This window comes from Actinomyces massiliensis 4401292 (assembly GCF_000269805.1).
In the GTDB taxonomy this organism is placed as follows: Bacteria; Actinomycetota; Actinomycetes; order Actinomycetales; family Actinomycetaceae; genus Actinomyces; species Actinomyces massiliensis.
In genome coordinates this window covers 1,410,960-1,437,216 of record NZ_JH711481.1, presented here as the reverse complement: position 1 = coordinate 1,437,216, position 26,257 = coordinate 1,410,960, and the positions used below count along the sequence as shown (strand labels likewise).

Annotated in this window: 35 protein-coding genes and 1 pseudogene; 1 reads left to right on the top strand and 35 read right to left on the bottom strand. The window is 66.3% G+C overall.

Annotation, left to right across the window (positions count from 1 at the left end; translation table 11 throughout):
* Positions 1-257: 257 nt before the first annotated feature.
* The gene (gene truA / locus W5W_RS0106075; protein ID WP_008732072.1) at positions 258-1,196 is read right to left on the bottom strand and encodes a tRNA pseudouridine(38-40) synthase TruA; all 939 of its coding nucleotides are present in this window, start codon (positions 1,194-1,196) and stop codon (positions 258-260) included.
* A gap of 68 nt (positions 1,197-1,264) precedes the next feature.
* Between truA and W5W_RS0106070 the strand changes: the two genes are divergently transcribed.
* Positions 1,265-2,023 carry an ROK family protein gene (locus W5W_RS0106070; protein WP_029574110.1) on the top strand — a complete coding sequence of 253 codons (759 nt, stop codon included), beginning with the start codon at positions 1,265-1,267 and terminating at the stop codon, positions 2,021-2,023.
* A gap of 125 nt (positions 2,024-2,148) precedes the next feature.
* Here the strand turns inward: W5W_RS0106070 and W5W_RS0106065 are convergent, their stop codons facing one another.
* The 34 genes and pseudogenes from W5W_RS0106065 to W5W_RS0105900 all read right to left on the bottom strand — a co-directional run bounded on the left by W5W_RS0106065 (position 2,149) and on the right by W5W_RS0105900 (position 26,114).
* The gene (locus W5W_RS0106065) at positions 2,149-3,429 is read right to left on the bottom strand and encodes an Ig-like domain-containing protein (RefSeq protein ID WP_238533269.1); all 1,281 of its coding nucleotides are present in this window, start codon (positions 3,427-3,429) and stop codon (positions 2,149-2,151) included.
* Between the two features lie 204 nt (positions 3,430-3,633).
* A pseudogene (rplQ, locus tag W5W_RS14730) lies at positions 3,634-4,110 on the bottom strand (50S ribosomal protein L17); the annotation flags it as partial.
* 30 nt (positions 4,111-4,140) lie between these two features.
* Positions 4,141-5,142 (bottom strand): DNA-directed RNA polymerase subunit alpha, encoded by a 1,002-nt coding sequence (locus W5W_RS0106055; RefSeq protein ID WP_008729413.1) that lies wholly within the window; start codon positions 5,140-5,142, stop codon positions 4,141-4,143.
* 169 nt (positions 5,143-5,311) lie between these two features.
* Complete coding sequence (rpsK, locus tag W5W_RS0106050) at positions 5,312-5,713, bottom strand: 30S ribosomal protein S11 (RefSeq protein WP_008729415.1); 402 nt, start codon at positions 5,711-5,713, stop codon at positions 5,312-5,314.
* A gap of 60 nt (positions 5,714-5,773) precedes the next feature.
* Positions 5,774-6,148 carry a 30S ribosomal protein S13 gene (rpsM, locus tag W5W_RS0106045; RefSeq protein ID WP_017194743.1) on the bottom strand — a complete coding sequence of 125 codons (375 nt, stop codon included), beginning with the start codon at positions 6,146-6,148 and terminating at the stop codon, positions 5,774-5,776.
* A 164-nt stretch (positions 6,149-6,312) separates the two neighbouring features.
* Positions 6,313-6,426 carry a 50S ribosomal protein L36 gene (gene rpmJ / locus W5W_RS0106040; protein ID WP_008729428.1) on the bottom strand — a complete coding sequence of 38 codons (114 nt, stop codon included), beginning with the start codon at positions 6,424-6,426 and terminating at the stop codon, positions 6,313-6,315.
* A gap of 35 nt (positions 6,427-6,461) precedes the next feature.
* On the bottom strand, positions 6,462-6,683 hold the full coding sequence (infA, locus tag W5W_RS0106035) for a translation initiation factor IF-1 (RefSeq protein ID WP_003781847.1): 222 nt from the start codon (positions 6,681-6,683) through the stop codon (positions 6,462-6,464).
* A gap of 249 nt (positions 6,684-6,932) precedes the next feature.
* On the bottom strand, positions 6,933-7,814 hold the full coding sequence (gene map, locus W5W_RS0106030) for a type I methionyl aminopeptidase (protein WP_017194742.1): 882 nt from the start codon (positions 7,812-7,814) through the stop codon (positions 6,933-6,935).
* A 91-nt stretch (positions 7,815-7,905) separates the two neighbouring features.
* A complete protein-coding gene (locus tag W5W_RS0106025; RefSeq protein ID WP_232611346.1) occupies positions 7,906-8,487 on the bottom strand; it encodes an adenylate kinase in 582 nt (193 codons plus the stop codon).
* A complete protein-coding gene (secY, locus tag W5W_RS0106020; protein ID WP_008729393.1) occupies positions 8,484-9,785 on the bottom strand; it encodes a preprotein translocase subunit SecY in 1,302 nt (433 codons plus the stop codon). Before secY ends, W5W_RS0106025 begins: the two co-directional genes overlap by 4 nt.
* A gap of 335 nt (positions 9,786-10,120) precedes the next feature.
* Entirely contained in the window at positions 10,121-10,606 is a 486-nt protein-coding gene (rplO, locus tag W5W_RS0106015) for a 50S ribosomal protein L15 (protein ID WP_017194741.1), read from the bottom strand.
* 1 nt (position 10,607) lies between these two features.
* Positions 10,608-10,796, bottom strand: coding sequence for a 50S ribosomal protein L30 (rpmD, locus tag W5W_RS0106010; protein ID WP_008729409.1), 189 nt, complete (start codon positions 10,794-10,796; stop codon positions 10,608-10,610).
* Positions 10,796-11,497: a 30S ribosomal protein S5 gene (rpsE, locus tag W5W_RS0106005; protein ID WP_008729404.1), complete on the bottom strand. Its 702-nt coding sequence runs from the start codon at positions 11,495-11,497 to the stop codon at positions 10,796-10,798. Before rpsE ends, rpmD begins: the two co-directional genes overlap by 1 nt.
* A 31-nt stretch (positions 11,498-11,528) precedes the next feature.
* The gene (rplR, locus tag W5W_RS0106000) at positions 11,529-11,906 is read right to left on the bottom strand and encodes a 50S ribosomal protein L18 (protein WP_029574108.1); all 378 of its coding nucleotides are present in this window, start codon (positions 11,904-11,906) and stop codon (positions 11,529-11,531) included.
* A gap of 2 nt (positions 11,907-11,908) precedes the next feature.
* Positions 11,909-12,448, bottom strand: a complete 540-nt coding sequence (gene rplF, locus W5W_RS0105995; RefSeq protein WP_017194739.1) for a 50S ribosomal protein L6 — start codon at positions 12,446-12,448, stop codon at positions 11,909-11,911.
* Between the two features lie 21 nt (positions 12,449-12,469).
* Complete coding sequence (gene rpsH / locus W5W_RS0105990) at positions 12,470-12,868, bottom strand: 30S ribosomal protein S8 (protein WP_008729407.1); 399 nt, start codon at positions 12,866-12,868, stop codon at positions 12,470-12,472.
* A 57-nt stretch (positions 12,869-12,925) separates the two neighbouring features.
* Positions 12,926-13,111, bottom strand: a complete 186-nt coding sequence (locus tag W5W_RS0105985) for a type Z 30S ribosomal protein S14 (protein WP_008729399.1) — start codon at positions 13,109-13,111, stop codon at positions 12,926-12,928.
* Between the two features lies 1 nt (position 13,112).
* Complete coding sequence (gene rplE, locus W5W_RS0105980) at positions 13,113-13,679, bottom strand: 50S ribosomal protein L5 (protein WP_029574107.1); 567 nt, start codon at positions 13,677-13,679, stop codon at positions 13,113-13,115.
* A 2-nt stretch (positions 13,680-13,681) separates the two neighbouring features.
* Positions 13,682-14,026, bottom strand: a complete 345-nt coding sequence (gene rplX / locus W5W_RS0105975) for a 50S ribosomal protein L24 (RefSeq protein ID WP_008729371.1) — start codon at positions 14,024-14,026, stop codon at positions 13,682-13,684.
* A gap of 3 nt (positions 14,027-14,029) precedes the next feature.
* Positions 14,030-14,401 carry a 50S ribosomal protein L14 gene (gene rplN / locus W5W_RS0105970; protein ID WP_008729400.1) on the bottom strand — a complete coding sequence of 124 codons (372 nt, stop codon included), beginning with the start codon at positions 14,399-14,401 and terminating at the stop codon, positions 14,030-14,032.
* A 440-nt stretch (positions 14,402-14,841) separates the two neighbouring features.
* A complete protein-coding gene (gene rpsQ / locus W5W_RS0105965; protein WP_008729418.1) occupies positions 14,842-15,132 on the bottom strand; it encodes a 30S ribosomal protein S17 in 291 nt (96 codons plus the stop codon).
* The gene (gene rpmC / locus W5W_RS0105960; protein ID WP_008729402.1) at positions 15,129-15,374 is read right to left on the bottom strand and encodes a 50S ribosomal protein L29; all 246 of its coding nucleotides are present in this window, start codon (positions 15,372-15,374) and stop codon (positions 15,129-15,131) included. Before rpmC ends, rpsQ begins: the two co-directional genes overlap by 4 nt.
* Positions 15,374-15,793, bottom strand: a complete 420-nt coding sequence (rplP, locus tag W5W_RS0105955) for a 50S ribosomal protein L16 (protein WP_008729395.1) — start codon at positions 15,791-15,793, stop codon at positions 15,374-15,376. Before rplP ends, rpmC begins: the two co-directional genes overlap by 1 nt.
* A 3-nt stretch (positions 15,794-15,796) precedes the next feature.
* Complete coding sequence (gene rpsC / locus W5W_RS0105950) at positions 15,797-16,609, bottom strand: 30S ribosomal protein S3 (RefSeq protein ID WP_008729398.1); 813 nt, start codon at positions 16,607-16,609, stop codon at positions 15,797-15,799.
* Positions 16,609-16,986 (bottom strand): 50S ribosomal protein L22, encoded by a 378-nt coding sequence (rplV, locus tag W5W_RS0105945; protein ID WP_017194738.1) that lies wholly within the window; start codon positions 16,984-16,986, stop codon positions 16,609-16,611. Before rplV ends, rpsC begins: the two co-directional genes overlap by 1 nt.
* A gap of 29 nt (positions 16,987-17,015) precedes the next feature.
* Positions 17,016-17,294 (bottom strand): 30S ribosomal protein S19, encoded by a 279-nt coding sequence (rpsS, locus tag W5W_RS0105940; RefSeq protein WP_008729396.1) that lies wholly within the window; start codon positions 17,292-17,294, stop codon positions 17,016-17,018.
* A gap of 12 nt (positions 17,295-17,306) precedes the next feature.
* Entirely contained in the window at positions 17,307-18,143 is an 837-nt protein-coding gene (gene rplB / locus W5W_RS0105935) for a 50S ribosomal protein L2 (RefSeq protein WP_008729377.1), read from the bottom strand.
* A 21-nt stretch (positions 18,144-18,164) separates the two neighbouring features.
* Positions 18,165-18,470, bottom strand: coding sequence for a 50S ribosomal protein L23 (gene rplW, locus W5W_RS0105930; protein ID WP_008729405.1), 306 nt, complete (start codon positions 18,468-18,470; stop codon positions 18,165-18,167).
* Positions 18,467-19,123 (bottom strand): 50S ribosomal protein L4, encoded by a 657-nt coding sequence (gene rplD / locus W5W_RS0105925; RefSeq protein ID WP_017194737.1) that lies wholly within the window; start codon positions 19,121-19,123, stop codon positions 18,467-18,469. Before rplD ends, rplW begins: the two co-directional genes overlap by 4 nt.
* Before the next feature lie 5 nt (positions 19,124-19,128).
* Positions 19,129-19,797, bottom strand: a complete 669-nt coding sequence (gene rplC, locus W5W_RS0105920; RefSeq protein WP_008729392.1) for a 50S ribosomal protein L3 — start codon at positions 19,795-19,797, stop codon at positions 19,129-19,131.
* 11 nt (positions 19,798-19,808) lie between these two features.
* Positions 19,809-20,117: a 30S ribosomal protein S10 gene (rpsJ, locus tag W5W_RS0105915; RefSeq protein WP_003786051.1), complete on the bottom strand. Its 309-nt coding sequence runs from the start codon at positions 20,115-20,117 to the stop codon at positions 19,809-19,811.
* Between the two features lie 330 nt (positions 20,118-20,447).
* Positions 20,448-21,395 (bottom strand): class C sortase, encoded by a 948-nt coding sequence (locus W5W_RS0105910; protein ID WP_017194735.1) that lies wholly within the window; start codon positions 21,393-21,395, stop codon positions 20,448-20,450.
* A 133-nt stretch (positions 21,396-21,528) separates the two neighbouring features.
* Positions 21,529-23,115: a SpaH/EbpB family LPXTG-anchored major pilin gene (locus W5W_RS0105905; RefSeq protein WP_017194734.1), complete on the bottom strand. Its 1,587-nt coding sequence runs from the start codon at positions 23,113-23,115 to the stop codon at positions 21,529-21,531.
* A gap of 173 nt (positions 23,116-23,288) precedes the next feature.
* Positions 23,289-26,114 (bottom strand): CshA/CshB family fibrillar adhesin-related protein, encoded by a 2,826-nt coding sequence (locus W5W_RS0105900; protein WP_017194733.1) that lies wholly within the window; start codon positions 26,112-26,114, stop codon positions 23,289-23,291.
* Positions 26,115-26,257: the final 143 nt, after the last annotated feature.

Sequence of the window (26,257 nt, the reverse complement as noted above, 5' to 3'; positions counted from 1 at the left end):
CAGGGGCACCCCCCACCCCGGCTCTGCAGTCGGCTGCAATTCTGCGATTCTACGATTCTGCGATTGCGTGATTCCGAGCCAGACCGGAAAGTCGCAAGCGCATTGTGCGCACAAAGAAACGCTCGCCACAATCATCTTTATAACACCTGAAGTTTTGATTTTTTCAGGACGCGGAGATCATGAAATGAATATGTATTCCTGTTTCGCATATGCACCCCTTCAGCCATTTTCACTATCGGGGCGCACTGCGGCCGCTCTCAGCAGGTGAGGCGCCGCATGACTCGAGCGCGCTCGGCCTGGGCGGCGAGTTGATCATCCGCCGGGTAGACGACGTCCTCCAGGGTGAGCCCATGGGCCGGAGCCACAGGGGCCGCGTCATCCCGGGTCCGCGCCGCGAGCAGTTCGCCGGGCCAGGCGGCGGGCCTGCGCCCTCGCCCGACAGCGAGCCCGGCCCCGACCAACGAGCGCACCATGGAATGGCAGAACGCGTCGGCCACCACCTCGAGCACCACGAGACCGGCGTCCCCGCCCGGAGCTCCAGCGGCCACCCGCCGCCAGGCCAGGCGGCGCAGCGTGCGGATGGTCGTCGCACCGTCTCGCGGCTTGCAGTAGGACAGGAAGTCGTGCTCGCCGAGCAGGGGGGCGGCCGAGGCGGCCATGGCGTCGACGTCGAGGCGCTCCGCCATCCACAGCACGTGCCCTCGGCGCAGAGGATCACGGGGAGACTCGGCGTCGGCGATCCGGTAGGTGTAGCGGCGGTCGAGGGCGGAGAAACGCGCGTCGAACGCGGCGGGCACGACGCGGACGCCGGTCACCACGATGTCGGACGCGCCTCTAGGGGCGCGGGGCAGGCCGTCTCGAGCCTCATGTGCCAGGACGCCCGTCAGGCGGGTGAGCAGGGCGGCCTCGGGAGACCGTCCAGAGCGCCCGGGCAGAGCCGACCACGCATCCTCGCTCACATCCAGGTGCGCCACTTGTGCGGCGGCGTGGACGCCGGAATCGGTACGGCCCGCCACGGTCAGTCTCACGGGCTCCCGCAGGACGGTCTGCAAAGCCTCGGAGAGGACGCCTTCGACGGTACGCAGGCCCGGCTGCGCGGCCCAGCCGTTGAAGCCGGAGCCGTCGTAGGCCAGGTCCAGGCGCACCCGGAGGACATGCGGTTCCGGCCCCTCAGGAGTGGAAGGAGTCTCGGTCATGGCGCCATTGGATCATGCCGCGCGCCGTGACCGGACGCATCAGGCCGATCGACGGTAGCGTCATCCCCGTGACCACGATCTCCACGCTCTCCGTCGACTGCGGCGGAGGCGGTATCAAGGCCTCGGTGCTCGACGCCGAGGGCGCCATCGTCTCTCGCGCGGTGCGCACCCCCACCCCCTACCCGCTGCCTCCGACCAAGCTGGTCGAGACCATCGCGGGGCTGGCGGAACAACTGCCCGGCGCCGACCGGGCGACAGTGGGCATGCCGGGAATGATCCGCCATGGCGTTGTTATCGCAACACCCCACTACATCACCAGGGACGGCCCCCGGTCGCGGATCCTGCCCGACCTGGTCGAGCAATGGGCACGCTTCGACATGGGAGCGGCGATCAGCGGCCGCCTCGGCATCCCCTCTCTCATTCTCAACGACGCCGAAGTGGCCGGCTGCGGAGTGGTGACGGGCCATGGGCACGAAATGATCGTGACGCTGGGAACAGGGCTGGGCAACGCGGTCTTCGACAACGGAGTCCTCGCCCCGCACGTCGAGGTCTCCCAGGGACCGGTGCGGTGGGGCCTGTCCTACGACGATTACATCGGTGAGCACGAGCGCCTGCGCTTGGGCGACGCGCACTGGTCGCGTCGCGTGCGCCGAGTGGTCGATGCGCTGCGGCCCATGTACATGTGGGACCGTCTGTACCTCGGCGGCGGCAACTCCCGCCGCATCACCGCATTCCAGTTGAACCGCATCGGCGACGACGTCGTCGTCGTCCCCAACGAGGCCGGGATGACCGGAGGCGCACGGTGCTGGGACATGGCCGGGGCATGACTGGAATGGCAGAGCCATGAAAGAGCCATGACATGAACGGATCGGTCCCCCGACCCATGCGGGTCGGGGGACCGATATTCGAATGCGCTGAGTGCACCGAGTGCGCTGCGAGCGCCTCAGTCAGCTCAGGCGCTGCGGCGGCGCGACAGTGTCAGGCCGAGACCACCAGCGGCGAGCGCGGCGACGGCGACCAGGCCGGCCGTGCCGGCGGCGGCACCGGTGTGAGCCAGCGCGGGCTTCTTGGCCTCCTCAGGAGCCTTCGAGGCAGCCGCAGTGGGGGCCGCAGGCTTCTCAGGAGCGGGCTCACCCTCACCCGGGGCGGGCGCGTTGACCGGCGGGGCGGGCTCAACGGGAGCGCCGGCGGCGAAGGTCTCACTCGGGGTCGGCACCGGCGTGGAGTCGTCGCTCGGGGTCGGGGCAGGAGTGGTGCTCGGGGTCGGGGCAGGCGCGGGGTTGGTGGTGCCATTGCCATCGCCTCGACCAACTGCGACCGCGTTGGCGGTGGCAGACAGGCTCTGGCCGTTCACCGTGGCCGTGTTGTCCTTCGAGTCAGCGGTCGAGGTCGACATGTAGAAGACGCGGCATACGGTCTCGGGGCTGCTGACCGTCCAGGTCACCGTGTGGGAGTCCTTGTCGTACTTGGCGTCCTGGGGCTTCCACTTGTTGGACCAGTCGGTGTCCGTGCACTCGACGGTGTCGTAGGCGGCGTCGGAGTCGACGACCGTGTAGGAGGTCGAGCCGTAGACGTTGACGCCCCAGGTCCAGGTGTACGCGCCGTCCTTCACATTGCTCAGCCAACCGGTCTTGATGAGCTCCTTCCGGGGCTGCTCGGGGATGACGCCGTCGCAGTGGTCGGTGTCGCAGACGCCGTCGCCGTCGCTGTCTCCCGGAACGACCCGGAAGGTCTTGCCATTGACGACAACAGACGATTCCGTCTTGCCAATGAGGTCAGTGGTGAGCTGGCCGCGGGCCCACAGGGTGCCGTCGACGTGGTCCCACTGCTCGACGGAGGAGTTGAGGGTGCAGGTCAGGTGCTGGGAGTTGATGGCGGCACTGCAGTCGCCGAGGGTGACGCTCTCGTCGTCCTTCTTGACGAGCTTGAAGTCAACGCCGCTCGCCCAGTGCAGGCCCTCGCCGAGGTCGACCGTCAGGGTCTGCCCGGCCCGAGGTGAATTGGCGCTCCAATCCGCATTGACCTCGATCTCCTGCCAGGCCTCGGCCTGCTTGGACTTCGTGACGACGTTGGTGACGTCAACAGGTGCCGGGTCATCGGCCTGAGCCACGGGCGCGGCCACAGCGGCCCAGCCCAGGGTCGTGGCGAGACCGGTGGCGGCGAACACGCCGACCAGACGCCGTGCCAGGGAACGGGTGGCCGACCTGCTGGCAATTGTTCTTGCTAGAGGCATGGGAACTCCATCGGGGTTGATCGCAACTTGAGTTACCGGTTCAGCGTATCGCGATCGTGACCAAAGAGAAACCGAATAGAGCCGCTTCAGCAAATTCAAACGTGAGCCTTGTCACGACAAACATGTGATTTTGAGACCCGAAAGACATCTGTGGGGCCCGGCCGCTATTCAGCGGCCGGGCCCCACACCATGAACAAGAGCTCAGGCGTCGTCGTCTTTCGCGGCGACCTCGTCTGCAGCCGTGCCAGCGGGCTCCTTCACGGCCTTGGCAGCCGCCCTTTTCGCGGTCTCGACGGCGTCGGCCACGACCTCCTTCTTGGCCACGGGCTCGAGCACGAGCGAGATCACGGCCATGGGAGCGTTGTCGCCCTTGCGCGGCATGGTCTTGGTAATGCGGGTGTAGCCGCCGTTGCGCCCTTCGAACTGGGGGGCGAGCACCTCGAAGAGCCGGTAGACGGCGAACTTATCCGTCACCTTCTTCAAGACCGTGCGGCGGGCATGAAGGTCACCGCGCTTGCCCTTCGTGATGAGCTTCTCGACATAGGGGCGCAGGCGGCGGGCGCGGGCCTCCGTCGTCGTGATCGACTCGTGGACGATGAGCTGCGTAGCAAGATTGGCCAGCATGTGGCGCTCATGCTGGGCACTGCCGCCCAGACGGGGACCCTTGGTGGGGCGAGGCATGATTGTCTCCTAGTGAAATGACGGACGGGCTCAGGAGTGCTGCTCGTCGCTGAACGTGGGACTGGTGTAGTCGTCCTCGGAGACGTAGTCGACCGGGGAGCCCTTGAGGGACAGGCCCAGCTCGGCCAGCTTCTCCTTGATCTCGGAGATCGACTTGGCACCGAAGTTGCGGATGTCGAGCAGGTCCGCCTCGCTGCGCGCGACGAGCTCGCCGACCGTGTGAATGCCCTCGCGCTTGAGAGCATTGGAGGATCGCGCCTGCAGGTCCAGCTCATCGATCATGAGCGCCAGATCCTGCTGCAGAGCCTGATCCATGGGAGAGGGGCCGACCTCGATGCCCTCAGCCTCGACGTTGAGCTCACGCGCCAGCCCGAAGAGCTCGACCAGCGTCTTGCCGGCGGAGGCCAGCGCATCGCGGGGCGTCATGGAGGCCTTCGTCTCCACATCGACGATGAGACGGTCGAAGTCGGTGCGCTGCTCGACTCGGGTGGCCTCGACGGAGTAGGAGACCTTCTTGACCGGCGAGTAGATGGAATCCACGGGAATCCGCGAGATCTCCGCGTTCGGATCCTTGTTCTGGTTGGCCGACACGTAACCGCGACCGCGCTCGACCGTGAGCTCGATCTCGAGCTTGCCCTTCTCGTTGAGGGTGGCGATCACCAGCTCCGGGTTGTGGATCTCGACGCCGGCCGGAGGAGTGATGTCGCCGGCGGTGACGGCGCCCGGACCGGACTTGCGCAGGTACATGACGACCGGCTCGTCGTTCTCGCTCGAGAGCACGATCTCCTTGATGTTGAGGATGATCTGAGTGACATCCTCCTTGACTCCGGCGATGGTGCGGAACTCGTGCGGAACCCCGTCGATGCGCACGGAGGTGACGGCCGCGCCCGGGATGGACGACAGCAGGGTGCGGCGCAGAGAGTTTCCGAGTGTGTATCCGAAACCGGGCTCAAGAGGCTCGATGACGAACCGCGAGCGGCGGTTCTCCTCGACGACCTCCTCGGAGAGCGCGGGTCGCTGTGCAATGAGCACTGGGTTTCCTTTCGTCGCGGCGCCCGCTATATGACGCCGTTCCTCATGGTGCGGCCGCCGCCGGGACGGTTCCCGGACGACCGCCGGCCCACCCCGGCGGGATGGACCTGTTCAGCGGTCGGCGCCCCCGGCCCTCCAGCGGGGCGAGGACGCCGACTCCCAGGATGTCTCAGACGCGGCGGCGCTTCGGAGGGCGGCAGCCGTTGTGAGCCTGGGGGGTCACATCCGTGATGGAGCCGACCTCGAGGCCGGCGGCCTGAAGAGAGCGGATCGCGGTCTCGCGGCCAGATCCCGGCCCCTTGACGAAGACGTCGACCTTCTTCATGCCGTGCTCCTGGGCCCGGCGGGCGGCGGCCTCGGCCGCGAGCTGAGCGGCATAGGGGGTGGACTTGCGAGAGCCCTTGAAACCGACCTGCCCGGAGGAGGCCCATGCGATGACGGCGCCGTGGGGGTCGGTCAGAGACACGATCGTGTTGTTGAACGTCGACTTGATGTAGGCGTGGCCGTGCGTGACATTCTTGCGGTCCTTGCGGCGCGGCTTGCGCACAGCGGAGCGGGTTTTGGGAGGCATTCTTCCTTCTTCTTCGGTGAGGTCGTCGCCCCGGCCCCTGGGCGGGGCCCGGGTTGCTGCTTACTTGGCCTTCTTCTTGCCGGCCACAGTGCGCTTGGGACCCTTGCGAGTGCGCGCATTGGTCTTGGTCCGCTGGCCGTGGACCGGCAGATGGCGGCGGTGGCGAAGGCCCTGGTAGCAGCCGATCTCGATCTTGCGACGGATGTCGGCCTGAACCTCACGACGGAGGTCGCCCTCCACTCGGTAGGTCGCCTCGATGTGATTGCGCAGCGCGACCAGCTCGTCCTCAGTGAGGTCCTTGACGCGGGTGTCCGGGTTGACTCCGGTTGCCGCAAGGGTCTCGCCCGCACGGGTGCGGCCGATCCCGAAGATGTAGGTGAGAGCGACCTCGACTCGCTTCTCGCGAGGCAGATCGACACCGGAAATACGTGCCACGGTGGTGGTTCTCCTGTTGTGCTCCCGGAGGTCGTCACCCGCCCCTCCGTCTTTCTTGACGGCCCCGGCCTCCAGGAACCGGGGGTTGCGGTCCGGCGCGAGCCGGCGACCGCTGGAGCGGATGCTGGTGCGGCCACAGACGCGGTGGCCGGATGCGCGAGGGCTCAGCCCTGACGCTGCTTGTGCCGCGGGTTGGAGCAGATGACCATGACGCGGCCGTGGCGACGAATCACCTTGCAGCTGTCACAGATCTTCTTAACGCTCGGCTTGACCTTCATGATGTTCCTCCGTCATCCCCGTCAGGGGAGAACTGTCACTTGTACCGATAGACGATGCGACCACGGGACAAGTCGTAGGGGCTCAGCTCCACGACTACGCGGTCCTCGGGGAGGATGCGGATGTAGTGCTGCCGCATCTTTCCGGAGATGTGCGCGAGCACGACGTGCCCGTTGCTCAGCTCCACCCGGAACATCGCATTCGGAAGGGCCTCGACGACCGAACCCTCGACCTCGATGACGCCGTCCTTCTTAGCCATGTTCCTCCGCCGGTGCTTTCTCGCTCGAGTTCCTCCGACGACGTCGCCGTCGGGGTGACGCGCTCTCGGGCCCGTCGCCCCGCCAGTGCCGTCACGGGTTTCCCGCACGGCCTCTGGGGAAGAGCGCGCCGGACCGCCTGGCGCACCGACTGCTAAGGATACGACAGGCTGCCCGCGAACCACCATGCGAGATTGAGCACGACTGCGGTGTTTCCGCACACACCGCCGACCGGCCGCTCGGCCGGCGGCTCAGCGCAGCGGACGCGGCTCGATCCCGTAGGGGTCCAGTCCCTCGACTCCGCCATCGGAGGCGGTCAGAACCCATACGCCGCCGGGAACCAGGGCCACCGTGTGCTCCCACTGGGCTGCGCGCGATCCATCAACGGTCACCACCGTCCACCCGTCGTCGAGCTCCTCGACCTCGGGCTCTCCCAGAGTGAGCATCGGCTCGACCGCCAGTACCATCCCTGGCCGCAGGCGGGGCCCCTTGCGCTTGACCGAGTAGTTCAGAACATCGGGCGCCATGTGCATGGCGGTTCCGATCCCGTGGCCGACGTAGTCCTCCAGAATGCCCATGGAGACCGCATGCTCACTGCAGGCCTCCGCCACCACGTCCTCGACCGTGTCTCCGACAGTGTTCAGGCGGCCGGCGCGCCCGGAGTCATCACCGGCCATTGCCCGGGCGAGTGCCGCGATGGCGGCCCACAAGGCCTGGCGAGTCGTCGCATCCAGGATCCGGTCGGCGTCACTGGCATAGCGGCCGCCCACGACGGTGGTGAAGGCGGCATCGCCATGCCACTGGACGCCGGACCCGTCCAGGACATAGGCGCCGCAGTCGAAGGTGACCAGATCGCCCTCGTGGAGCACCCGCTCCCCCGGGATTCCGTGCACAACCTCCTCATTGACCGAGACGCACACGGTGGCCGGGTAGTCGTAGTACCCCCGGAAGTTGGAGTGCGCCCCCGCGCGCTCGATCGTCTCGGCGCACACGGCGTCGAGCTGGCCGGTCGTCACCCCCGGTTTCACCGCCTCCCGCAGAGCAGCATGGATATCAGCCACCACAAGGCCCGCGCGCCGCATATGACGCACCTGATCAGGTGTCTTGATCTCAATGCGGTTGCGCAATCTCACGCTTACTCCTACGTGTGGTGGCGGAAGCGGAACGACGACCGGACGCGTCGGCACGTCATTGTGCGAGGCCGGGCGGTCGCGGGGAGCCGGGTCAGACAGCCGCGTAAGGGGCGAGCGCAGTCATGATGCGCTCGGTGACCTCGTCAACATCGCCGATGCCGTCGACCCGCACGAGCAGGCCCCTGCTGCCGTACAACGAGGCCAGCGGCTCGGTCTGCTCGGCATAGACCTCAAGACGACGACGGATCACCGGCTCGGTATCGTCAGCGCGGTTCTGCTCGGTCGCGCGCTTGAGAAGACGGGCGACGACGGCCTCGGCGTCCGCCGTGATCTCAAGGACGACATCGAGGGCGAGGCCGGTTTCGGCCAGCATCGCGTCGAGCTCATGGACCTGCGACTCGGTGCGGGGGTAGCCGTCCAGGAGGAAGCCCTGGGCGGCGTCGGCGGCAGCCAGGCGCTCCTTGACCATCGCGTTGGTCACGGAGTCGGGGACGTACTCGCCCTTGTCCATGTACTGCTTGGCCTGCTTGCCCAGCTCGGTGGCCCCCGACGCATTGGCGCGGAAGATATCGCCGGTAGAGATGGCCGGGATGGACAGGCGCTCGGAGATCCGAGCCGCCTGGGTGCCCTTGCCCGCCCCGGGGGGGCCGAGGAGAACCATGCGTACGCTCATGAGAGGAACCCTTCGTAATGGCGCTGCTGGAGCTGAGAGTTGATCTCCTTGACCGTCTGGAGCCCGACCCCGACCATAATGAGGATCGTGGTGCCGCCGAAGGGCAGGTTCTGGGACAGACCGAGCCAGATGACCGCAATAGTCGGCATCAGGGCCAGAACGACGAGGTAGAGCGAACCCGCCACCGTCACCCGGTTGATGACGTACCTGAGGTAGTTGGCCGTCGGCTCACCGGCCCGGATGCCGGGAATGAATCCGCCGTACTTCTTCATATTGTCTGCGATCTCCTCGGGGTTGAAGGTGATCGCCGTGTAGAAGAAGGTGAAGAAGAGGATGAGGAGCCCGTAGCCGACGAGATAGGGGGGCGCCGTCTGGTGGAGGTTCTTCCCGATCCACTGCACCCATGAGCTGTCGGGTTTGCCGAACTGGGCGACCAGCTGCGGCATGGAGAGGATCGAGGAGGCGAAGATGACCGGGATGACGCCCGCGGTGTTGATCTTGACGGGTATGTAGGTGGTCGATCCGCCGTACTGGCGTCTGCCGATCATGCGCTTGGCGTACTGGACGGGGATGCGGCGCGTGGCCTGCTCGATGAACACCACCGCGACAGTGGACGCCAGAATGACGGCGATGACGATGAGGAACTTGGAGACGCCGCCGTTGCCCTTCGCGATGGACAGCAGGTTCTGAGGCATGCGCGCGACGATCGAGGTGAAGATGAGCAGTGACATGCCGTTGCCGATGCCGCGCTCGGTGATGAGCTCGCCCAGCCACATGATCAGGCCCGTGCCGGCGGTCATGGTGACGACCATGAGTGCCAGATTGAGGGCGGAGCTGTTGGGAACGATCGGTACGGTGCAGGTTCCGAAGAGTCTGCCGGCGGCGGCCGTGGCGACGATGGTGGACGACTGCAGCAGACCCAGCCCGATGGTGAGGTAGCGCGTGTATTCGGTGAGCTTGGCGGTACCCGACTGCCCTTCCTTGTAGAGCTCCTCGAATCGGGGGATGACGACGCGCAGGAGCTGGATGATGATCGACGCGGTGATGTAGGGCATGATGCCCAGCGCGAAGACGCTCAGCTGCAGCAGGGCTCCACCGGAGAAGATGTCGATGAGGCCCAGCAGGCCGGGTCCGCCCTGCTGCTGGCTCTCACCGATGCACTGTTTGACATTGGCCAGATCGACGCCCGGCGTCGGCAGGACCGACCCCAGGCGGAACAGGGCCATGATGCCGAGGGTGAAGAGGAGCTTCGCCCTGAGATCCGGCGTCTTGAACGCCTGCATGAACGCGCTGAGCACTCGGTCTCCTCTGATTACGGAAGTTTTTCAGGATGCCATTCCGCCCATTCCGGGCGCTGGCGCTGCGGCGCCGGAAGAACGCCATCGAATACCACCGAACACCCTACCCTGCCTCGCGCTGCTGTTACCGGGTCGTTGCCCGGTCGCAACGGGGTATCGGTCACGCCGCCGGAGCGGGGACGCTATCGGTGGCTGAAAATGTTTGAAAGTGTCTGAAAGTAGCTGAAGGTGGCTGACAGCTGTTGAAGGTGGCTGACGGTGAACACGCGGCGCCCCGACCGGCGGGCCTGTTGCCCTCCCCGGTCGGGGCGCCGTGCTCAGGTGCTCGCGTGCGTTCAGCGAGCGGCGATGGAGCCGCCGGCAGCCTCGAGCTTCTCCTTGGCGGAACCGGACCAGGCGTCGGCGACGACGTCGAGCTTGACGTCCACATCACCGGAGCCCAGGATCTTGACGAGGTGGCGCGGACGAACCGCTCCCCTGGCGACGAGCTCCTCCACAGTGACCGTGCCGCCCTCCGGGAAGAGTTCGGCGATGCGGCCGACGTTCACGGGCTGGTACTCGACGCGGTTCGGGTTCTTGAAGCCGCGCAGCTTGGGCAGTCGCATGTGCAGCGGCATCTGACCGCCCTCGAAACCGGGGCGGACCTGCCGACGGGCCTTGGTGCCCTTGGTGCCGCGACCGGAGGTCTTGCCCTTGGAGCCCTCACCGCGACCCACACGGGTCTTGGCCTTCTTGGAGCCCGGGGCGGGGCGGAGATGATGCAGCTTGATGATCTGCACCTTCTCCTCGGGCGCGCCCCCAGTCTTCTTGGTGTCAGCCATCTCAGGCCTCCTCAACGGTGACGAGGTGCGCCACCCTGGCAATCATGCCGCGAACGGACGCGCTGTCCTCGCGGACGACGGACTGGCGGATCTTGCGCAGGCCCAGAGACTTCAGAGTCTCGCGCTGACGGCGTGTGCCGCCGATGCCCGAGCGGATCTGAGTCACCTTGATCTGCTTGGCGGTAGCCATCACGCACCCACTCCTTCAGCGGCCTTGGCGGCCTCCTTCTTCTCGGCCTCGACGCGCTTGTCGGCCTCGCCCTCCGCACGGGCCCGCAGCATCGACTGCGGGGCGACGTCCTCCAGGGGCAGTCCGCGACGCGCCGCGACGGCCTCCGGCTGCTCGAGCTTGCTCAGCGCGTCCACCGTCGCATGGACGATGTTGATCGCGTTGGCGGAGCCGAGGGACTTGGACAGAACGTCGTGGACACCGGCGCAGTCCAGCACGGCGCGCACCGGACCGCCGGCGATAACACCGGTTCCGGGGGACGCCGGGCGCAGGAGGACGACTCCGGCCGAGTCCTCTCCCTGGACCAGGTGCGGGATGGTGCGGCGGATCATCGGGACGTGGAAGAAGTTCTTCTTCGCGATCTCGACCGCCTTGGCGATGGCGGAGGGGACCTCCTTAGCCTTGCCGTAGCCCACGCCCACGGTGCCCTCTCCGTCACCGACGACGACCAGCGCCGTGAAGGTGAAACGGCGGCCGCCCTTGACGACCTTGGACACGCGGTTAATGGTCACGACGCGCTCAATGTACTTGTCGTCGTTGCCGCGGTCGCGACGATCGCGGCGCTCATTGCGGTCACGACGACCGCGGTTGTCTCCGCGCTCGTTGTCGCGCTGGCCCGAGCCGTCGGACGACGCGGACCTGTCTCGCTGCGGTGCAGCCATCAGATACTCCTATGCTTTCTCGTCGTCTTGCTCACAGCGTCAGGCCGGCCTCGCGGGCGCCCTCAGCGACGGCCGCCACGCGGCCGTGGTACTTGTTGCCACCGCGGTCGAAGACGACCGCCTCGATACCCAGCGCCTTGGCGCGCTCGGCCACGAGCTCGCCGACCTTGTGGGCGGCGCCGACCTTGTGGCCCTCCACGCCCTTGGCGGCCTCCTCGAGAGTCGAGGCCGCGCACAGCGTATGGCCGATGGTGTCGTCCACGACCTGCGCCACCATGTGCCGGTTGGAGCGGCTGACGACCAGACGTGGACGCTCCGGGGTGCCGTTGATGCGCTTGCGCACGCGCTGGTGACGGAGCTTGCGGGCCACAGCCTTGGACTTCTTGGTCCTCTTGATCGAGTAAGCCATGGTCACTTACCAGCCTTTCCGACCTTGCGGCGCACGTTCTCGCCGGCGTAGCGCACGCCCTTGCCCTTGTAGGGCTCCGGCGGGCGGATCTTGCGGATGTTCGCAGCGACCTCGCCGACCTGCTCCTTGGAGATGCCCGAGACGATGATCTTCAGGTTTCCATCGACCTTCAGCTCGATGCCCTCGGGGGCATCAACGGAGACCGTGTGGGAGAAGCCGAGCGAGAGCTCGATGCCGGTGCCCTTCTGGGCAACGCGGTAACCGGTGCCGACGATCTCGAGCTGCTTGGAATAGCCCTCGGTGACGCCGACGACCATGTTGTTGATGAGCGTGCGGGACAGGCCGTGCAGCGAGCGGGACTCGCGCTCGTCGTCGGGACGCGTGACCAGGATGGAGCCGTCCTCCTGGCGGGTGACGCTCAACTGCTGGGCGATCGTGCGGGACAGGGTGCCCTTGGGACCCTTGACCGTCACATCATTGCCCGTGATGGTGACGTCCACTCCGGCGGGAACCGGAACGGGAAGTCGTCCAATGCGAGACATGGTTCTCCTCCGTTCCTTATCTCACCAGACGTAGGCGAGCACTTCGCCGCCCACGCCTCTGGACTCTGCCTGCTTGTCGGTCAGAAGGCCGGAGGAGGTGGACAGGATCGCCACCCCCAGGCCGCCGAGGACCTTGGGCAAGTTCGTGGACTTGGCGTAGACGCGCAGGCCGGGCTTGGAGACGCGCTTGAGGCCCTGAATGGCCCGCTGGCGGTTGGCTCCGTACTTCAAGCTCAGCGTGAGCGTCTTGCCCACCGCGGCATCGGTGACCTCATAGCCGTCGATATACCCCTCGGTCTTGAGCATTGAGGCGATGTTCACCTTGAGCTTGCTCGACGGCATCGAAACGGTGTCGTGGTAGGCGTTGTTTGCATTGCGCAGACGAGTCAGCATGTCTGCGATCGGGTCTGTCATAGTCATGAGTGGGCCTTGGCCCTTCCTCGTCGTGGTTTCCTCGCGGACCTGCGACGTAAGTTCTTACCAGCTGGACTTGCTCACGCCGGGGAGCTGGCCGCCCAGGGCCATCTCACGCAGGCAGATACGGCACAGGCCGAACTTGCGGTACACCGAGTGCGGCCGGCCGCAGCGCTGGCAGCGGGTGTAGGCGCGGACGCGGAACTTGGGCTTGCGGTTGGCCTTCTCGATCAGAGCGGTCTTCGCCATGTCACTTCTCCTTGAAGGGGAAGCCGAGCTGCTTGAGCAGCGAGCGGGCCTCCTCGTCGGTCTTGGCCGTGGTCACCACGGTGATGTCCATGCCGCGCACGCGGTCGATCTTGTCCTGATCGATCTCGTGGAACACAGCCTGCTCCGTGAGACCGAAGGTGTAGTTGCCGTTGCCGTCGAACTGCTTCGGGGACAGCCCGCGGAAGTCGCGGATCCGGGGAAGCGAGATCGAGATGAGGCGATCGAGGAACTCCCACATGCGGTCGCCGCGCAGCGTGGCGTGCGCACCGATCGGCTGCCCCTCGCGCAGCTTGAACTGGGCGATGGACTTGCGGGCCCTGGTCACCTGGGGCTTCTGCCCGGTGATGGCAGCGAGGTCGCGCACCGCGCCCTCGATCATCTTGGAGTCATGGGCGGCCTCGCCCACACCCATATTGACGACCACCTTGACGATGCGCCCGACCTCCATCACGTTGCCGTGCTTGAACTCCTTGCGGAGGGCCGGGTGCACCTCCTCGGTGTACTTCGTCTTGAGACGGGGGGTGATCTTCTCAGCCTTGTCAGTCATGATCACAGGTCCTCCCCGGACTTCTTGGCGTAGCGCACGCGAACAGTGCGCTTACGGCCGTTGGGTCGCACGCCTTCCTCGACGCGGAAGCCGACACGGGTGCGCTTCTTGGTCTTGGGGTCGATGGGCATCACGTTGGAGATGTGGATGGGGGCCTCCACAGTCTCGATGCCGCCGGTACGGGCGCCCTGCGCGGTCTGCCCGGCCTTGACGTGCTTGGTAACGCGCTGGACGCCCTCGACGACGACACGGTCGACATCGGGCATCACCTTGAGTACACGCCCCGTCTTGCCCTTGTCCTTGCCGGCGATGACGATGACCTGGTCGCCCTTCTTGATGCGTGCCATGTATCAGATCACCTCCGGGGCGAGCGAGACGATGCGCATGAACTTCTTCTCGCGAAGCTCGCGGCCCACGGGGCCGAAGATGCGCGTACCGCGCGGCTCGCTGTCGTTGTTCCTGAGGATGACAGCCGCATTCTCGTCGAAACGGATGTACGAGCCGTCCGGACGACGACGCTCCTTGGTGGCGCGCACGATGACGGCCTTGACGACATCGCCCTTCTTGACGTTGCCGCCGGGGATGGCGTCTTTCACGGTGGCGACGATCGTGTCGCCGATACCCGCATAGCGCCGACCCGAGCCGCCGAGCACACGGATGCAAAGGATCTCCTTGGCACCGGTGTTGTCGGCGACCTTCAGTCGCGACTCCTGCTGGATCATTGAGTGTTCTCCTGTCGTCGAGCCGGTTCTCGCCCCTCCCGAGGGCGAGCGAGCCTAGCCGAACGTTCCTTCTTCTCTTGCGCACTGCTCTGCCCGCCGAGGACGAGTGGAGTCCGCGGCCCGATTGTCCCGCCAGACACAGGCGCACAGGGCACGAGGTCTCTGGTGGGCGCACCGAGGGCGCACGCAACTCTGCAACTCTAGTGCAGGCCATAAGTCCGGCGGTACTGCGCATCCCCCCGCCGGCCTGTGCCTTTGCTCACCGGCACTCAGCGGACGTCCTCAGACCACCGGCACACACCGGCACAGGATCCGCAAATGAATGACAGACGCCGCAGCACCCGGACGAGGTGCTGCGGCGTCGTGCGCTGCCACCGAACTCTGAGAACCCTGAGAGCCGGGGTCAGCAAGAGGTCACGAGATCACTGAGATTATTGAGATCACTTGGCCTTCTCGATGATCTCGACCAGTCGCCAGTGCTTGGTGGCGCTGAGCGGACGGGTCTCCATGATCCGGACGAGATCGCCGGGGTGAGCCTCATTGTGCTCGTCGTGGACCTTGACCTTCTTGGAACGACGGAGGACCTTGCCGTACAGGGAGTGCTTGTAGCGCTCCTCGACCTCGACGACGACCGTCTTGTCCATCTTGTCGGACACGACGTACCCGCGGCGGACCTTGCGCTGGTTGCGCTCCTTGGGCTCGGTAGCGCTGGTGTTGTTCTGCTCGCTCACTTGGTCTCCTGGCTGCTCGGAGCGGTACGGATGCCGAGCTCGCGCTCGCGCACGATCGTGTGGATACGGGCGATATCACGACGCACGGCCTTGAGACGGCCGTGGTCCTCGAGCTGCCCGGTCGCGGCGGCGAACCGGAGGTTGAACAGCTCGGCCTTGGCCTTGGAGAGCTCCTCGGCGAGGCGCTCGTTGTCCATGGCGTCCAGGTCGGTCGGGGTCAGATCCTTCGAGCCGATAGCCATCAGACGTCACCACCCTCACGAGTCACGAAACGAGTCTTCATCGGAAGCTTGTGCTGTGCACGGCGCATGGCCTCGCGGGCGAGGGCCTCGTCGACACCGCCGAGCTCGAACATGACGCGGCCGGGCTTGACGTTGGCGATCCACCACTCGGGAGCGCCCTTTCCGGAGCCCATACGAGTCTCAGCGGGCTTCTTGGTCAGCGGGCGGTCCGGGAAGATATTGATCCACACCTTGCCGCCACGCTTGATGTGACGGGTCATGGCGATACGGGCCGCCTCGATCTGACGGTTGGTGACGTAGGCCGGCTCGAGAGCCTGAATGCCGTACTCACCGAAGGCGACCTGGTTGCCGCCCTTGGACAGGCCCGCGCGGTGCGGGCGGTGCTGCTTGCGGAACTTGGTCCGGCGAGGGATGAGCACGGCTCAGGCCTCCGTTCCCTGGTCTGCGGCAGCGTTCTTCTCGGCGGCCGGCGCCTGCTCGGCCTGCTGCTGCTCACTCTGGCGCGGAGCGCGGTCGCCGCGGCGTCCACCGCGGCGCTCGCCTCGGCCGCCACGACCGCGCGAGCCGGACTCGGCCTGCTGACGCGCGAACTCGCGCTCGGTCATGTCGCCCTTGTAGATCCACACCTTGACGCCGAGACGTCCGAAGGTGGTCTTGGCCTCGTAGAAGCCGTAGTCGATATTCGCCCGCAGAGTGTGCAGCGGCACGCGTCCCTCGCGGTAGAACTCGCTGCGGCTCATCTCGGCGCCGCCGAGACGACCGGAGCACTGCACCCGGATGCCCTTGGCGCCGGCGCGCATGGCGGACTGCATGCCCTTGCGCATGGCGCGGCGGAAGGAGACGCGGCTGGCGAGCTGCTCGGCAATGCCCTGGGCGACCAGCTGAGCATCCATGTCGGGGTTCTTGACCTCGAGGATGTTGAGCTGGACCTGCTTGCCGGTCAGCTTCTCGAGCTGACCGCGCAGGCGCTCGGCCTCGGCACCGCGGCGTCCGATGACGATGCCCGGGCGAGCGGTGTGCAGGTCGACGCGGACCCGATCACGAGTGCGCTCGATGTCGACCTTGGAGATGCCGGCGCGCTCCATGCCGTCGGCCATGAGGCGACGGATCTTGACGTCCTCGTCCACGAAGTCGCGATAGCGCTGACCGGGCTTGGTGGAGTCGGCGAACCAGCGCGAGCGGTGGTCCGTGGTGATGCCCAGGCGGAACCCGGTCGGGTTGACCTTCTGCCCCATTACCGGGCTCCTTCCTTCTGTGCGGCGTCGGACTTGTCCCCGACGATAACGGTGATATGGCTGGTCCGCTTCAGGATCCGGCTGGCACGCCCCTGGGCGCGCGGACGGAACCGCTTGAGGGTCGGACCCTCGTCGGCGTACACCTCGGTGATGTAGAGGTCGTTCTCGTCGAAGCGCTCACCGTCGCGCTCGGCCTTGAACCGAGCATTGGCGATGGCGGACTCGATGACCTTGCGCACCGGCACCGCAGCTGCCTGCGGGGCGAAACGGAGCATGCCCACGGCCTCGACGGCGCGCTTGCCGCGGACCACATTCACGATCCGGCGCGCCTTCATCGGCGTGCAGCGCACGTACTTGGCCTGCGCCTTGGCTTCCATGTTCTCTGCCTCTCTAACTTCCACCGACATCAGCGACGCGACTTGCGGTCGTCCTTGACGTGCCCGCGGAAGGTGCGGGTCGGAGCGAACTCGCCGAGCTTGTGGCCCACCATGGACTCGGTGACGAAGACCGGGACGTGCTTGCGGCCGTCGTGGACGGCGAAGGTGTGTCCGAGGAAGTCCGGCGTGATGACCGAACGGCGGGACCAGGTCTTGATGACGTTCTTGGTGCCCTTCTCGTTCTGGGCGTCCACCTTCTTCTGGAGGTGGTCGTCGACGAAGGGACCCTTCTTCAGGCTGCGCGGCATATCAGGCTCCTATCAGCGCTTCTTGCCGGTCCGACGACGACGCACGATGAGGCGGTCGCTGGACTTGTTGGGACGACGGGTACGGCCCTCGGGCTTGCCCCATGGAGAGACGGGATGACGACCACCGGAGGTACGGCCCTCACCACCACCGTGCGGGTGGTCCACGGGGTTCATGACGACACCGCGGACAGTCGGCCGCACGCCCTTCCAGCGCATGCGGCCGGCCTTGCCCCAGTTGATGTTGGACTGCTCGGCGTTGCCGACCTCGCCGATGGTGGCGCGGCAGGCGGCCTCCACGTTGCGGATCTCACCGGAGGGCATGCGCAGCTGCGCGTACTTGCCCTCCTTGGCGACCAGCTGCACGGAGGTGCCGGCGGACCGGGCGATCTTGGCGCCGCCACCGGGTCGCAGCTCCACGGCGTGGACGACCGTGCCGGTGGGGATGTGGCGCAACTGGAGGTTGTTGCCGGGCTTGATGTCCGCGTTCGGGCCGGACTCGACCCGGTCGCCCTGACCGAGCTTGTTGGGCGCGATGATGTAGCGCTTCTCGCCGTCCAGGTAGTGCAGCAGGGCGATGCGGGCGGTGCGGTTGGGGTCGTACTCGATGTGAGCGACCTTGGCGGGCACGCCGTCCTTGTCGTGACGACGGAAGTCGATCACGCGGTAGGCGCGCTTGTGGCCGCCGCCCTTGTGGCGGGTGGTCACGCGACCGTGGTTGTTGCGGCCGCCGCTCTTGCTCAGCGGGCGGACGAGGGACTTCTCGGGCTTGCTGCGCGTGATCTCGACGAAGTCGGCCACGGAGGAGCCGCGGCGCCCCGGCGTCGTCGGCTTGTACTTACGGATTCCCATAACGATCCTCTACCTTCCGGGTCACTTCGCCACGTCGCCGAAGATGTCGATGGAGCCCTCGCGCAGCGTGACGATGGCGCGCTTGGTGTCCTTCGACTTGCCCATGCCCGTGCGGGTGCGACGGGTCTTGCCCTGTCGGTTCTGGGTGTTCACGGAGGCGACCCTGACGTCGAAGATGGCCTCGACGGCCTGCTTGATCTCGGTCTTGTTGGAGCCCCGCGCCACGAGGAACGTGTATTGGCCACGATCCATGCAGGCGTAGGACTTCTCGGAGACGACCGGCGCGACGATGACGTCGCGGGGGTTCTTGGACTTCTCGAGGCTCACTTGGACTCCTCCTCGCCCTTGCCCAGGAAGCCGTCCAGGGCGTCGGCAGTGAAGATGACGTCGTCGCTGTTCAGGACGTCGTAGGTGTTGAGCTGGTCGGCCCATGTCACGAGGACGTCGGGCAGGTTGCGCAGGCTGAGGACGGAGAGGGTGTCCTCGCGGCTGACGACGACGAGCGCCTTGCGGTCGGTCAGGTTCCGCAGCCCGGCCAGCGCCTGCTTGGTGGAGGGCTTGTCGGCCACGAGGAACTCGGTGATGACGTGAACGCGGCCGTTACGGGCGCGGTCGGACAGCGCCGAGCGCAGGGCGGCGACCTTCATCTTCTTGGGCGTGCGCTGGGTGTAGTCGCGCGGCTGCGGGCCGTGAACGACACCGCCGCCGGCGAACTGCGGGGCGCGGGTGGAGCCCTGGCGGGCGCGGCCGGTGCCCTTCTGGCGGTAGGGCTTGCGGCCACCGCCGCGGACCATGCCGCGGGTCTTGGTGGCGTGAGTGCCCTGACGGATCGCGGCGAGCTGAGCCACGACCACCTGATGCATGAGCGGGATATTGGGCTCGACGTCGAAGATCTCGGCGGGCAGCTCGGCGGTGCCGGTCTTGCTTCCCTTGGAGTCGACGATTGCGACGGACAGTGCCGCTTTCTGGTTCTCAGGCATGAGTCTCAGGCTCCCTTCACGGCGGTACGGACGACGACGACCGCGCCCTTGGGGCCGGGGACGGCGCCGCCCACGAGGAGCACGCCCTTGTCGGCATCGACGCCGCGAACCTTGAGGTTCTGGACGGTGGTGGTGGCGTGGCCCATGCGGCCGGCCATCCTCAGACCCTTGAAGATACGGCCAGGGGTGGCACAGGCGCCGACGGAGCCGGGCTTGCGGTGGTTGCGGTGCGCTCCGTGAGAGGCGCCCACCCCCTTGAAGCCGTGCCGCTTCATGACGCCCGCGAAGCCCTTGCCCTTGGAGGTGCCGGTGACATCGACCAGCTGGCCGACCTCGAAGGTATCCGCGGTGAGCTCCTGGCCGAGGGTGAAGTCGTCCGTCAGAGAGGTGCGGACCTCGGCGACGTGACGACGGGGGGCGACCCCGGCCTTGTCGAAGTGCCCCTTGAGGGGCTTAGTGACCTTGCGCTCGTCGATCTCGCCGAAAGCGAGCTGAACGGCCTCATATCCGTCGTTCTCGACGGTACGGATCTGGGTCACGACGTTGGTGTCGACACGCACGACCGTGACGGGACGCAGTCGTCCGCCCTCATCCCAGATCTGCGTCATGCCGAGCTTGGTGCCGAGCAGCGCCTTGGCAGGCGCGGCGGCAGCCGGCTTGTTAAGCGTAGTCATGGCTTCAGTCCTCAGAGCTTGATCTCAATGTTGACGTCGGCCGGCAGATCGAGCCGCATGAGCGAATCGACGGCCTTGGGCGTCGGGTCGACGATGTCGATCAGCCGCTTGTGCGTGCGCATCTCGAAGTGCTCGCGGCTGTCCTTGTACTTGTGCGGCGACCGGATGACGCAGAACACGTTCTTCTCGGTCGGCAGCGGCACGGGGCCCACGACCGTCGCACCAGCGCGGGTCACGACGTCGACGATCTTGCGCGCCGAGGAGTCGATGACCTCGTGGTCGTAGGACTTGAGCCGGATGCGGATCTTCTGTCCCGCCATGGCGCCTAACCTCTCTTGCTTTCGGTGACCGGTCCACGCGCTCGGGCGTGTCGCGAGGCGACGCGCAGGAGACTCCGCTGTGAAGAAGAGGTGGCCGGTCTGGACACACGGAAACCCGATGATCGAGTCCGTCAGACTGGTTCCCGGGGCGACCCGGGCGATGACCGGGCGAGGCGCCGGCCCCGCTCAGCGGGATAACGCTAGCAGCGCCGACCTGCAGCGCGAAAGCGCTCGGACGACCTGGCGGCTGTGAGACCGCCCACCCGGTCCACGCGCTCGGGCGTGTCGCGGGTACTCCACCGGGGTCCGCGGGGGCGGGCCGCAGAGCAGTCATGCGACCCCGGCCGATTTAGTTGATGTGGCTGAACTGGCTGATTTAGCTGATTTAGCAGGATAACCGGCCCGCCATACGTAAAGGCCGTCGAGGGCGATCCCAAGGGCGAGGGCGATGGCCCACCACGGGAACCTGGGAATGTCCGGACGCTCCCCCGCGACAGCATCCTGCGGAGTGGGGATCCGCTCCCCCGTCACCAGAATGCGGTGGGTGTTGACGCCCAACGGCGTGCAGGTGATGAGAGTCATGAGATCGCGATCGGGATCGGCCCGCAGCTCCTCGGTCTGCTCGGGCTCGACGACCTTGGTCTCCACGACGCGGTAGGTCAGCACCTCGCCGAAGACCTCGGCGGTGAAGGTGTCCCCCACGCCGACCTTGTCGAGGTTGGTGAACATGGTGGCGTCCGCCAACCCGCGATGCCCTGTGACGACGGAGCGGGTGCCCATTCCGCCTACGGGCAAAGAGGTTCCCTCGAGGTGCCCCAGGCCCTCGAGCAGGGTCTGGTCCGAGGTGCCGTGATACACGGGCAGGTCCAGGTCGATCGATGGGATGCGCAGGCGGGCCATGAGGCCGGAGTCATTGGCATTCAGCACGCTGTTGTAGTCCAGATCGGCGCCGTCGGCGCTCCCCGCTCCGGTGGGAACGTGCGTGTTCGCCTCGAGCAGCGCCCCGACGGATAGCGCATCGTTGTAAGCATGCGCCTGAGCGATCTGCGTGGCCGCATCGGGATCCGCATGGTCCACTTCGGAGGAGTAGTCGGCCACGACCTTGGACTGGTTGTACTGAGACACCCAGCTGGCCGCCGTCGGATAGGCGAAGGCCAGCATGCCTATCAGGGCGAGCAGAGCGGGAACAAGGGAGAAACGGGACAGTCGCCAACGGCGCTCGCCCTTGGAAACAGCACGGTTGGATCGTTGACGCGAGGGGTTGCGGCGGGGGCTCATGCGGCGGGTCTCCTGGTAACGGGCGCACGCGTGACGGGGAGGCGGCGCCTCCCCGTCACGCGGTATCGGTGTGAGGACTCGAGTACCTGTCGGCGCCGGTCGGAGTATTCGCGACCGGCGCCGACGGGCATGCTCAGTTCTGCGGCTCGCGCTCCTTGCGGGAGCGGGCCACGAGAGCCGCCCCTCCGGCGACGAGGACGAGAATGGCGCCGAGCGCCATCAGCAGCAGACGGCCATTGGCACCCGTGAGCGGGAGCTGGGGCACATTCTGCTTGGAGTTGGTGACCGTCAGGTCATAGGTGCCGGTCGCGGTGAGGCCGGCCTTGACCGTGACCGGCGTGTCCGCGTTGGCCGGCAGGACGTAGCCGGCAGGGGCGGCCGTCTCAACCAGGACGTAGCAGCGCTGGGCGTGATCCGGAGTGACGGGGTCCTCGTTGGGCGCCCCCTTCTTCTTGTCCACGAAGAGGCCTGCGATGGAGACCACGCCGTCGTCGTCCGAGGTGAACTCGGTGGCGCCGTCGACTGAGATGGCAGAGCCCTCCTTGACCGCGTTGTCGCACGAGGCGGCGTACGGGTCCTTGGCGTTGTACACCTGGAAGGTCGCGCCCTTCAGGGACTTGCTGTTGTCGGCATCGGTCTTGTTGACCTTGACGTCGCCCCAGGATGTGGCGACCTTGTTGGTGGGCGTGCCCGGCTCGCTCGGAGGCGTGAGGGGCGGGGTGTCCGGCGGGTCGCCCTGCGGGACGGTGTCCACATACAGCGTTGCGGTGTTCTCGATAACACCGCCCGCCGGAACGGAGACGACCTTGGCGGTGAAGACGACCTCGACGGTCGCGTTCGGCTTGGTCTTGAGGAAGGCCAGGCCCGCCTTGGTGAAGCCGAGCGAGACGGTCTGTCCGGGCGTGATCGAGTAGTAGGAGCTGTCCACGTCCTGACCGTCGACCTTCACCGAGGCGACGTCGCCGCTCGTGAGGTTGGCATCCAACGGGTCGCTGATCACGAAGTGCTTGAACGAATCCGTGGAAGCGATGCTTGGAACCGTCGCGGTAACCGGGAAGGTGACCTGGCTGTCGGTCTTCAGACCGTTGGCGGCCACGTCCACGCCCTTGGACGGAGCGAGCACGACGGTGTTCTTCGGGTAGACGTTGACGTCGTAGAGCCACTCGCCATTGCCATTGGCGGCGTTCGTGGAGTTGTTCGGGAAGGGAACCGTCACGAGGAAGGGAGCGGCCTTCGTCTTGACAGTGCTGGGAGCACTCGTCTCGCACACGAGGTAGGCCGCGACCGGGAGGCCGCCGATCGTCGTGTCGCCCTGGGCGTCGGTCGAACCGCTGGCCGTGCCGCCGTCGAAGGTGTAGGAGCCGAGCGACGGGCTGGCGTAGTCGGCGCCGCAGGCGTCGGCCGGAACCTGTTGGTTCTTGAGCCCATCCCAAGCGGCCTGGGTGGTCAGATCCAGGTTGGTGATCTTGTACGCGGTGAAGACCACGTCGGCGACGCCCGCGCCGCCCGACGGCGTCTGACCGTCAGGAGTGCCGTCAGCGCTCTGGGAGCCCGACTCGTGCTTGTGAATGAGGAGCGAGCCGGTTCGGCTCGAATCGATGTTGCCGAGATCGGCAGCCCGGGCGGTGGTCGTCGTACCGCCCAGGCCGACAAAGGCGAGAGCGAACGCTCCAACGGCGGCAGCGACCCTGCACCCGAAGGTGCGAGCAGTCGTATTCATTGCTGTGATTGTCCTTTCATCGTGCACGACAGAGTCATGCGGATGCTGGGGATTGCGGTGATGGGGACACGAAGCGAGGGAAAGCGCTCGCCCGGGGACGGGGCTTCGCTCGGTTGTCGTGCTCATGATCGGGAGCCGGAGGGCGGCTCCCGATCAGGCAGCCGAGTGTGTCCTTACTGAACGGTCTGCGAGCGGCGCCTCCTCACGATTCCGGCGATCACGGCGAGGATGAGGAGCACCGCGCCGCCTATCAGGAATATGGCCGCACCGAGCCCGCCGGTCAGCGGCAGACCGGGAACGATGGTCTTGGAATTCTTGAAGGCCTCGTCGAAGGAGTAGTCAAGGGCGTCCGTCGAGATCGTGAACTCGTGCCGGGTCTTGTCCAGCTTGTAGCCGGCAGGGGCCTCCTTCTCCGTGAGGCTGTACGCCTGGTCGCTCCAGTTCAGCCCGCCTACCTTGAAGGAACCGGCGACGGGATCCTGGTCCTTGTAGTCGCCCGCCTCGCAGGGATCCTGGTCGCAGTCGGCCACTATCGTGCCCGAGGGCACGCCCGGCCCGGTGAGGGTCCACGTCGATCCGGACAGCGGCGCGTCGTTGTCCGCATCGATCTTCTTCCAGGCCACTGACCCGATGAGCCGCTTGTTGATGACGCCGTTGTTCGCGACGCCCTCGGCCGGAACCAGCGTTCCCTCAAGGGCGGAGCCCTTGATCTGCGTGAATGCGAAATCACCGGTGGCGGCGGTATAGCCCTCCGGGGCTCGAGCCTCCTGGATCGTGTAGGTGCCCCACTTCAGGCCGGTGAGGGTGAACGCCCCCGGCTCGGGATCCTGGTCGTCATAGGCGCCCGAACCGCAGGTGTCGACGCAGTCGGTGACACGGGCGTCCGGAGGAACCTCCGGCCCCGACAGGGTCCACTCCGATCCGCCAAGAGGGGTCGTCTCATCGGCATCGAGCTTCTTCCATGTCAAAGAGCCCGGTTGAGCGATGTTGGTGATGTCGCAAGTGACACGGTCCTGGTTGTTGACCGTCAGCGTCGCCTCGCCGTCACTGGAATCGCCGACGGCAGAGGAGTAGTTCTCCCCATTGGTGCCCGGGGTCTCCTGACACGTCCACTGGCCGGGCTGATAACCGGCGGCCTCCGGATTATCCGACTTCTCGGACAGCTTTACCTCGCCCTGGGGGATGGACTGGGGATCGCCCGTGGTGCCCTGACCCGAGCGAGTGACGTCTCCAGACTGGGCCTCAACAGTCCACTGGTCCACAGACAGGCCCGGAGCCTCATCAGAAGCCTGGCTGTTGTCCACATTCTTGTTGAGCTGGATAGTGGGAATGCGGATGGAGACCTTGTAGTCCTCGACCTCACCGGTGGCGGTAATACCCGTGGGTTTCTGGTCGTTGCCGTCATTGTCCTTGGTCATGCGCACGCGCATATAACTGTCCGGCCTGGAACCGGCCTCATCATCCACACTGCGCACGGTGTTCGTGACGTCCGACGGGACCTTCCAGCTGAGCGTCGCGCTATTGCCCGTGCATGGCACCTCATCGCTCTTCTCGGTGTCGTCGAAGGCGCCGTTGTTGTTCCAATCGATCCATCCGGCGATCTTCCCGGCTCCCTCGCAGGTGAGACTCTCGGTATGAGTCGCACCGGGCGCCGTTCGTATGCCGCCGTCCCATAACGTCGTGTCGATGCCGTCCTCGTCGTCGAAGAGGGCGTTGTCGTCGTCGCCGCGGGCGTCAGCGCTGAATATCTGCCGGCCTTCGGCGTCGATGTGCTCTCCCAGGCGAGGAGCGCTCTGGTCCAGATACATGGTGGCCTGGGGCTGCACTCCGAAGGCGTCCGTCGTTGCGGAGACCTCGCCGCCCTTCCACTTGGGCTGGAAGAGCGCGCCGGAGTAGCCGTAGGACTCGGGAGCATCGCCGAAGTCGGTGGCGACGATCAGGCCCAGCGCCACGGCGGAGTATCCGGAGCCCTGCATTGTGACCGTCGCCTTGGTGGCGCCCTCCATGAACATGACGGCGTCTGGCCCGCCCAGGCCGTTGGGACGGCTGTAACTCCCTCCGCTCTGGTAGACGCATTCCTCATCACTGGGCATCAGGCGCAGGGTGTGGCCGCCGTCGGAGACCTCGGCATCGGTGGTCACCTGCTTGCCGGTATTCCTGGAGACGCAGGGATCGGAGCGCATGGTGTCCAGGACGCGCCACGTCACGTCCTGATCGGTATTGGCCTGGATCCACTCATCAGTCCACTCCGTAGTCGCCCACGACTTGATCCCGTAGCGCCGCGATGAGGCCTCCGCATCAGCGAAGACGAGGCCCGCAACGGGAACGGGCTTCACGCTGCCGTCCGGAGCGTGGAGCTCGGCCGTGCAGGAGTAGTCCACGCTCACCCGAGCGGCATAACCGGTCGGCTCGGTACTCGAACCGGGCGTTCCCCACTTCTTCCCGTCCCAGGTATTACCTCCGTTATAGGCGTATCCATTGGCCAGTCCGATGGCCATCTGATTCTTATTGACGTAATCGGTGGGATAGGTCAGGCCGCTGTGCCAGGTCTCGCTGCCGTCACTCCACTGCCCGGGACCACCGACGTTATAGAGATTGTCGAGGGCATCACCCGCCCAGGCGCCGGGAATAGTGGCCACCAGCGGGCCCTTGGACTGCTGGTCGGACAGATCGGGAGAGTGACCGAGGTGCTGGAGGTTGGACAGGGTGCAGGTGGTCATGAGCTGGCCGGCATCGCCCAGGTCCCGCTGGTTGACGAAATCCTTAGTCTGCCCGTAGTCGAGTACGGGAACATTCGGCTTCGCCTGACCCTTGAACTGGGTCTCGTAGTCACCCCACTGGAGCCACTGAATGGTATCGACATAGCGGCCCGAGCCTCCGGTCGCGAAAACCGCGGGGAGAGCCCCTCCGGCTCCGGGGGCCGCAGAGGCCGAGGTGGGAACGACGCTTGGGCCAAGTGCAAGAGCTGCGCCGGCGCTGCACACAGCGATGAGACTCACGACACGGCGGTATAGCCTCGCCGAACGAGAACGAATCACTCGAAAACTCCAATGCAATCTGAGGGCGCGAGCCTGCTCTACGATTGATCTACTGAGGGGAACGCGGAAATCATATTCCCGATCTTGAGCCGATAGCACTAAAT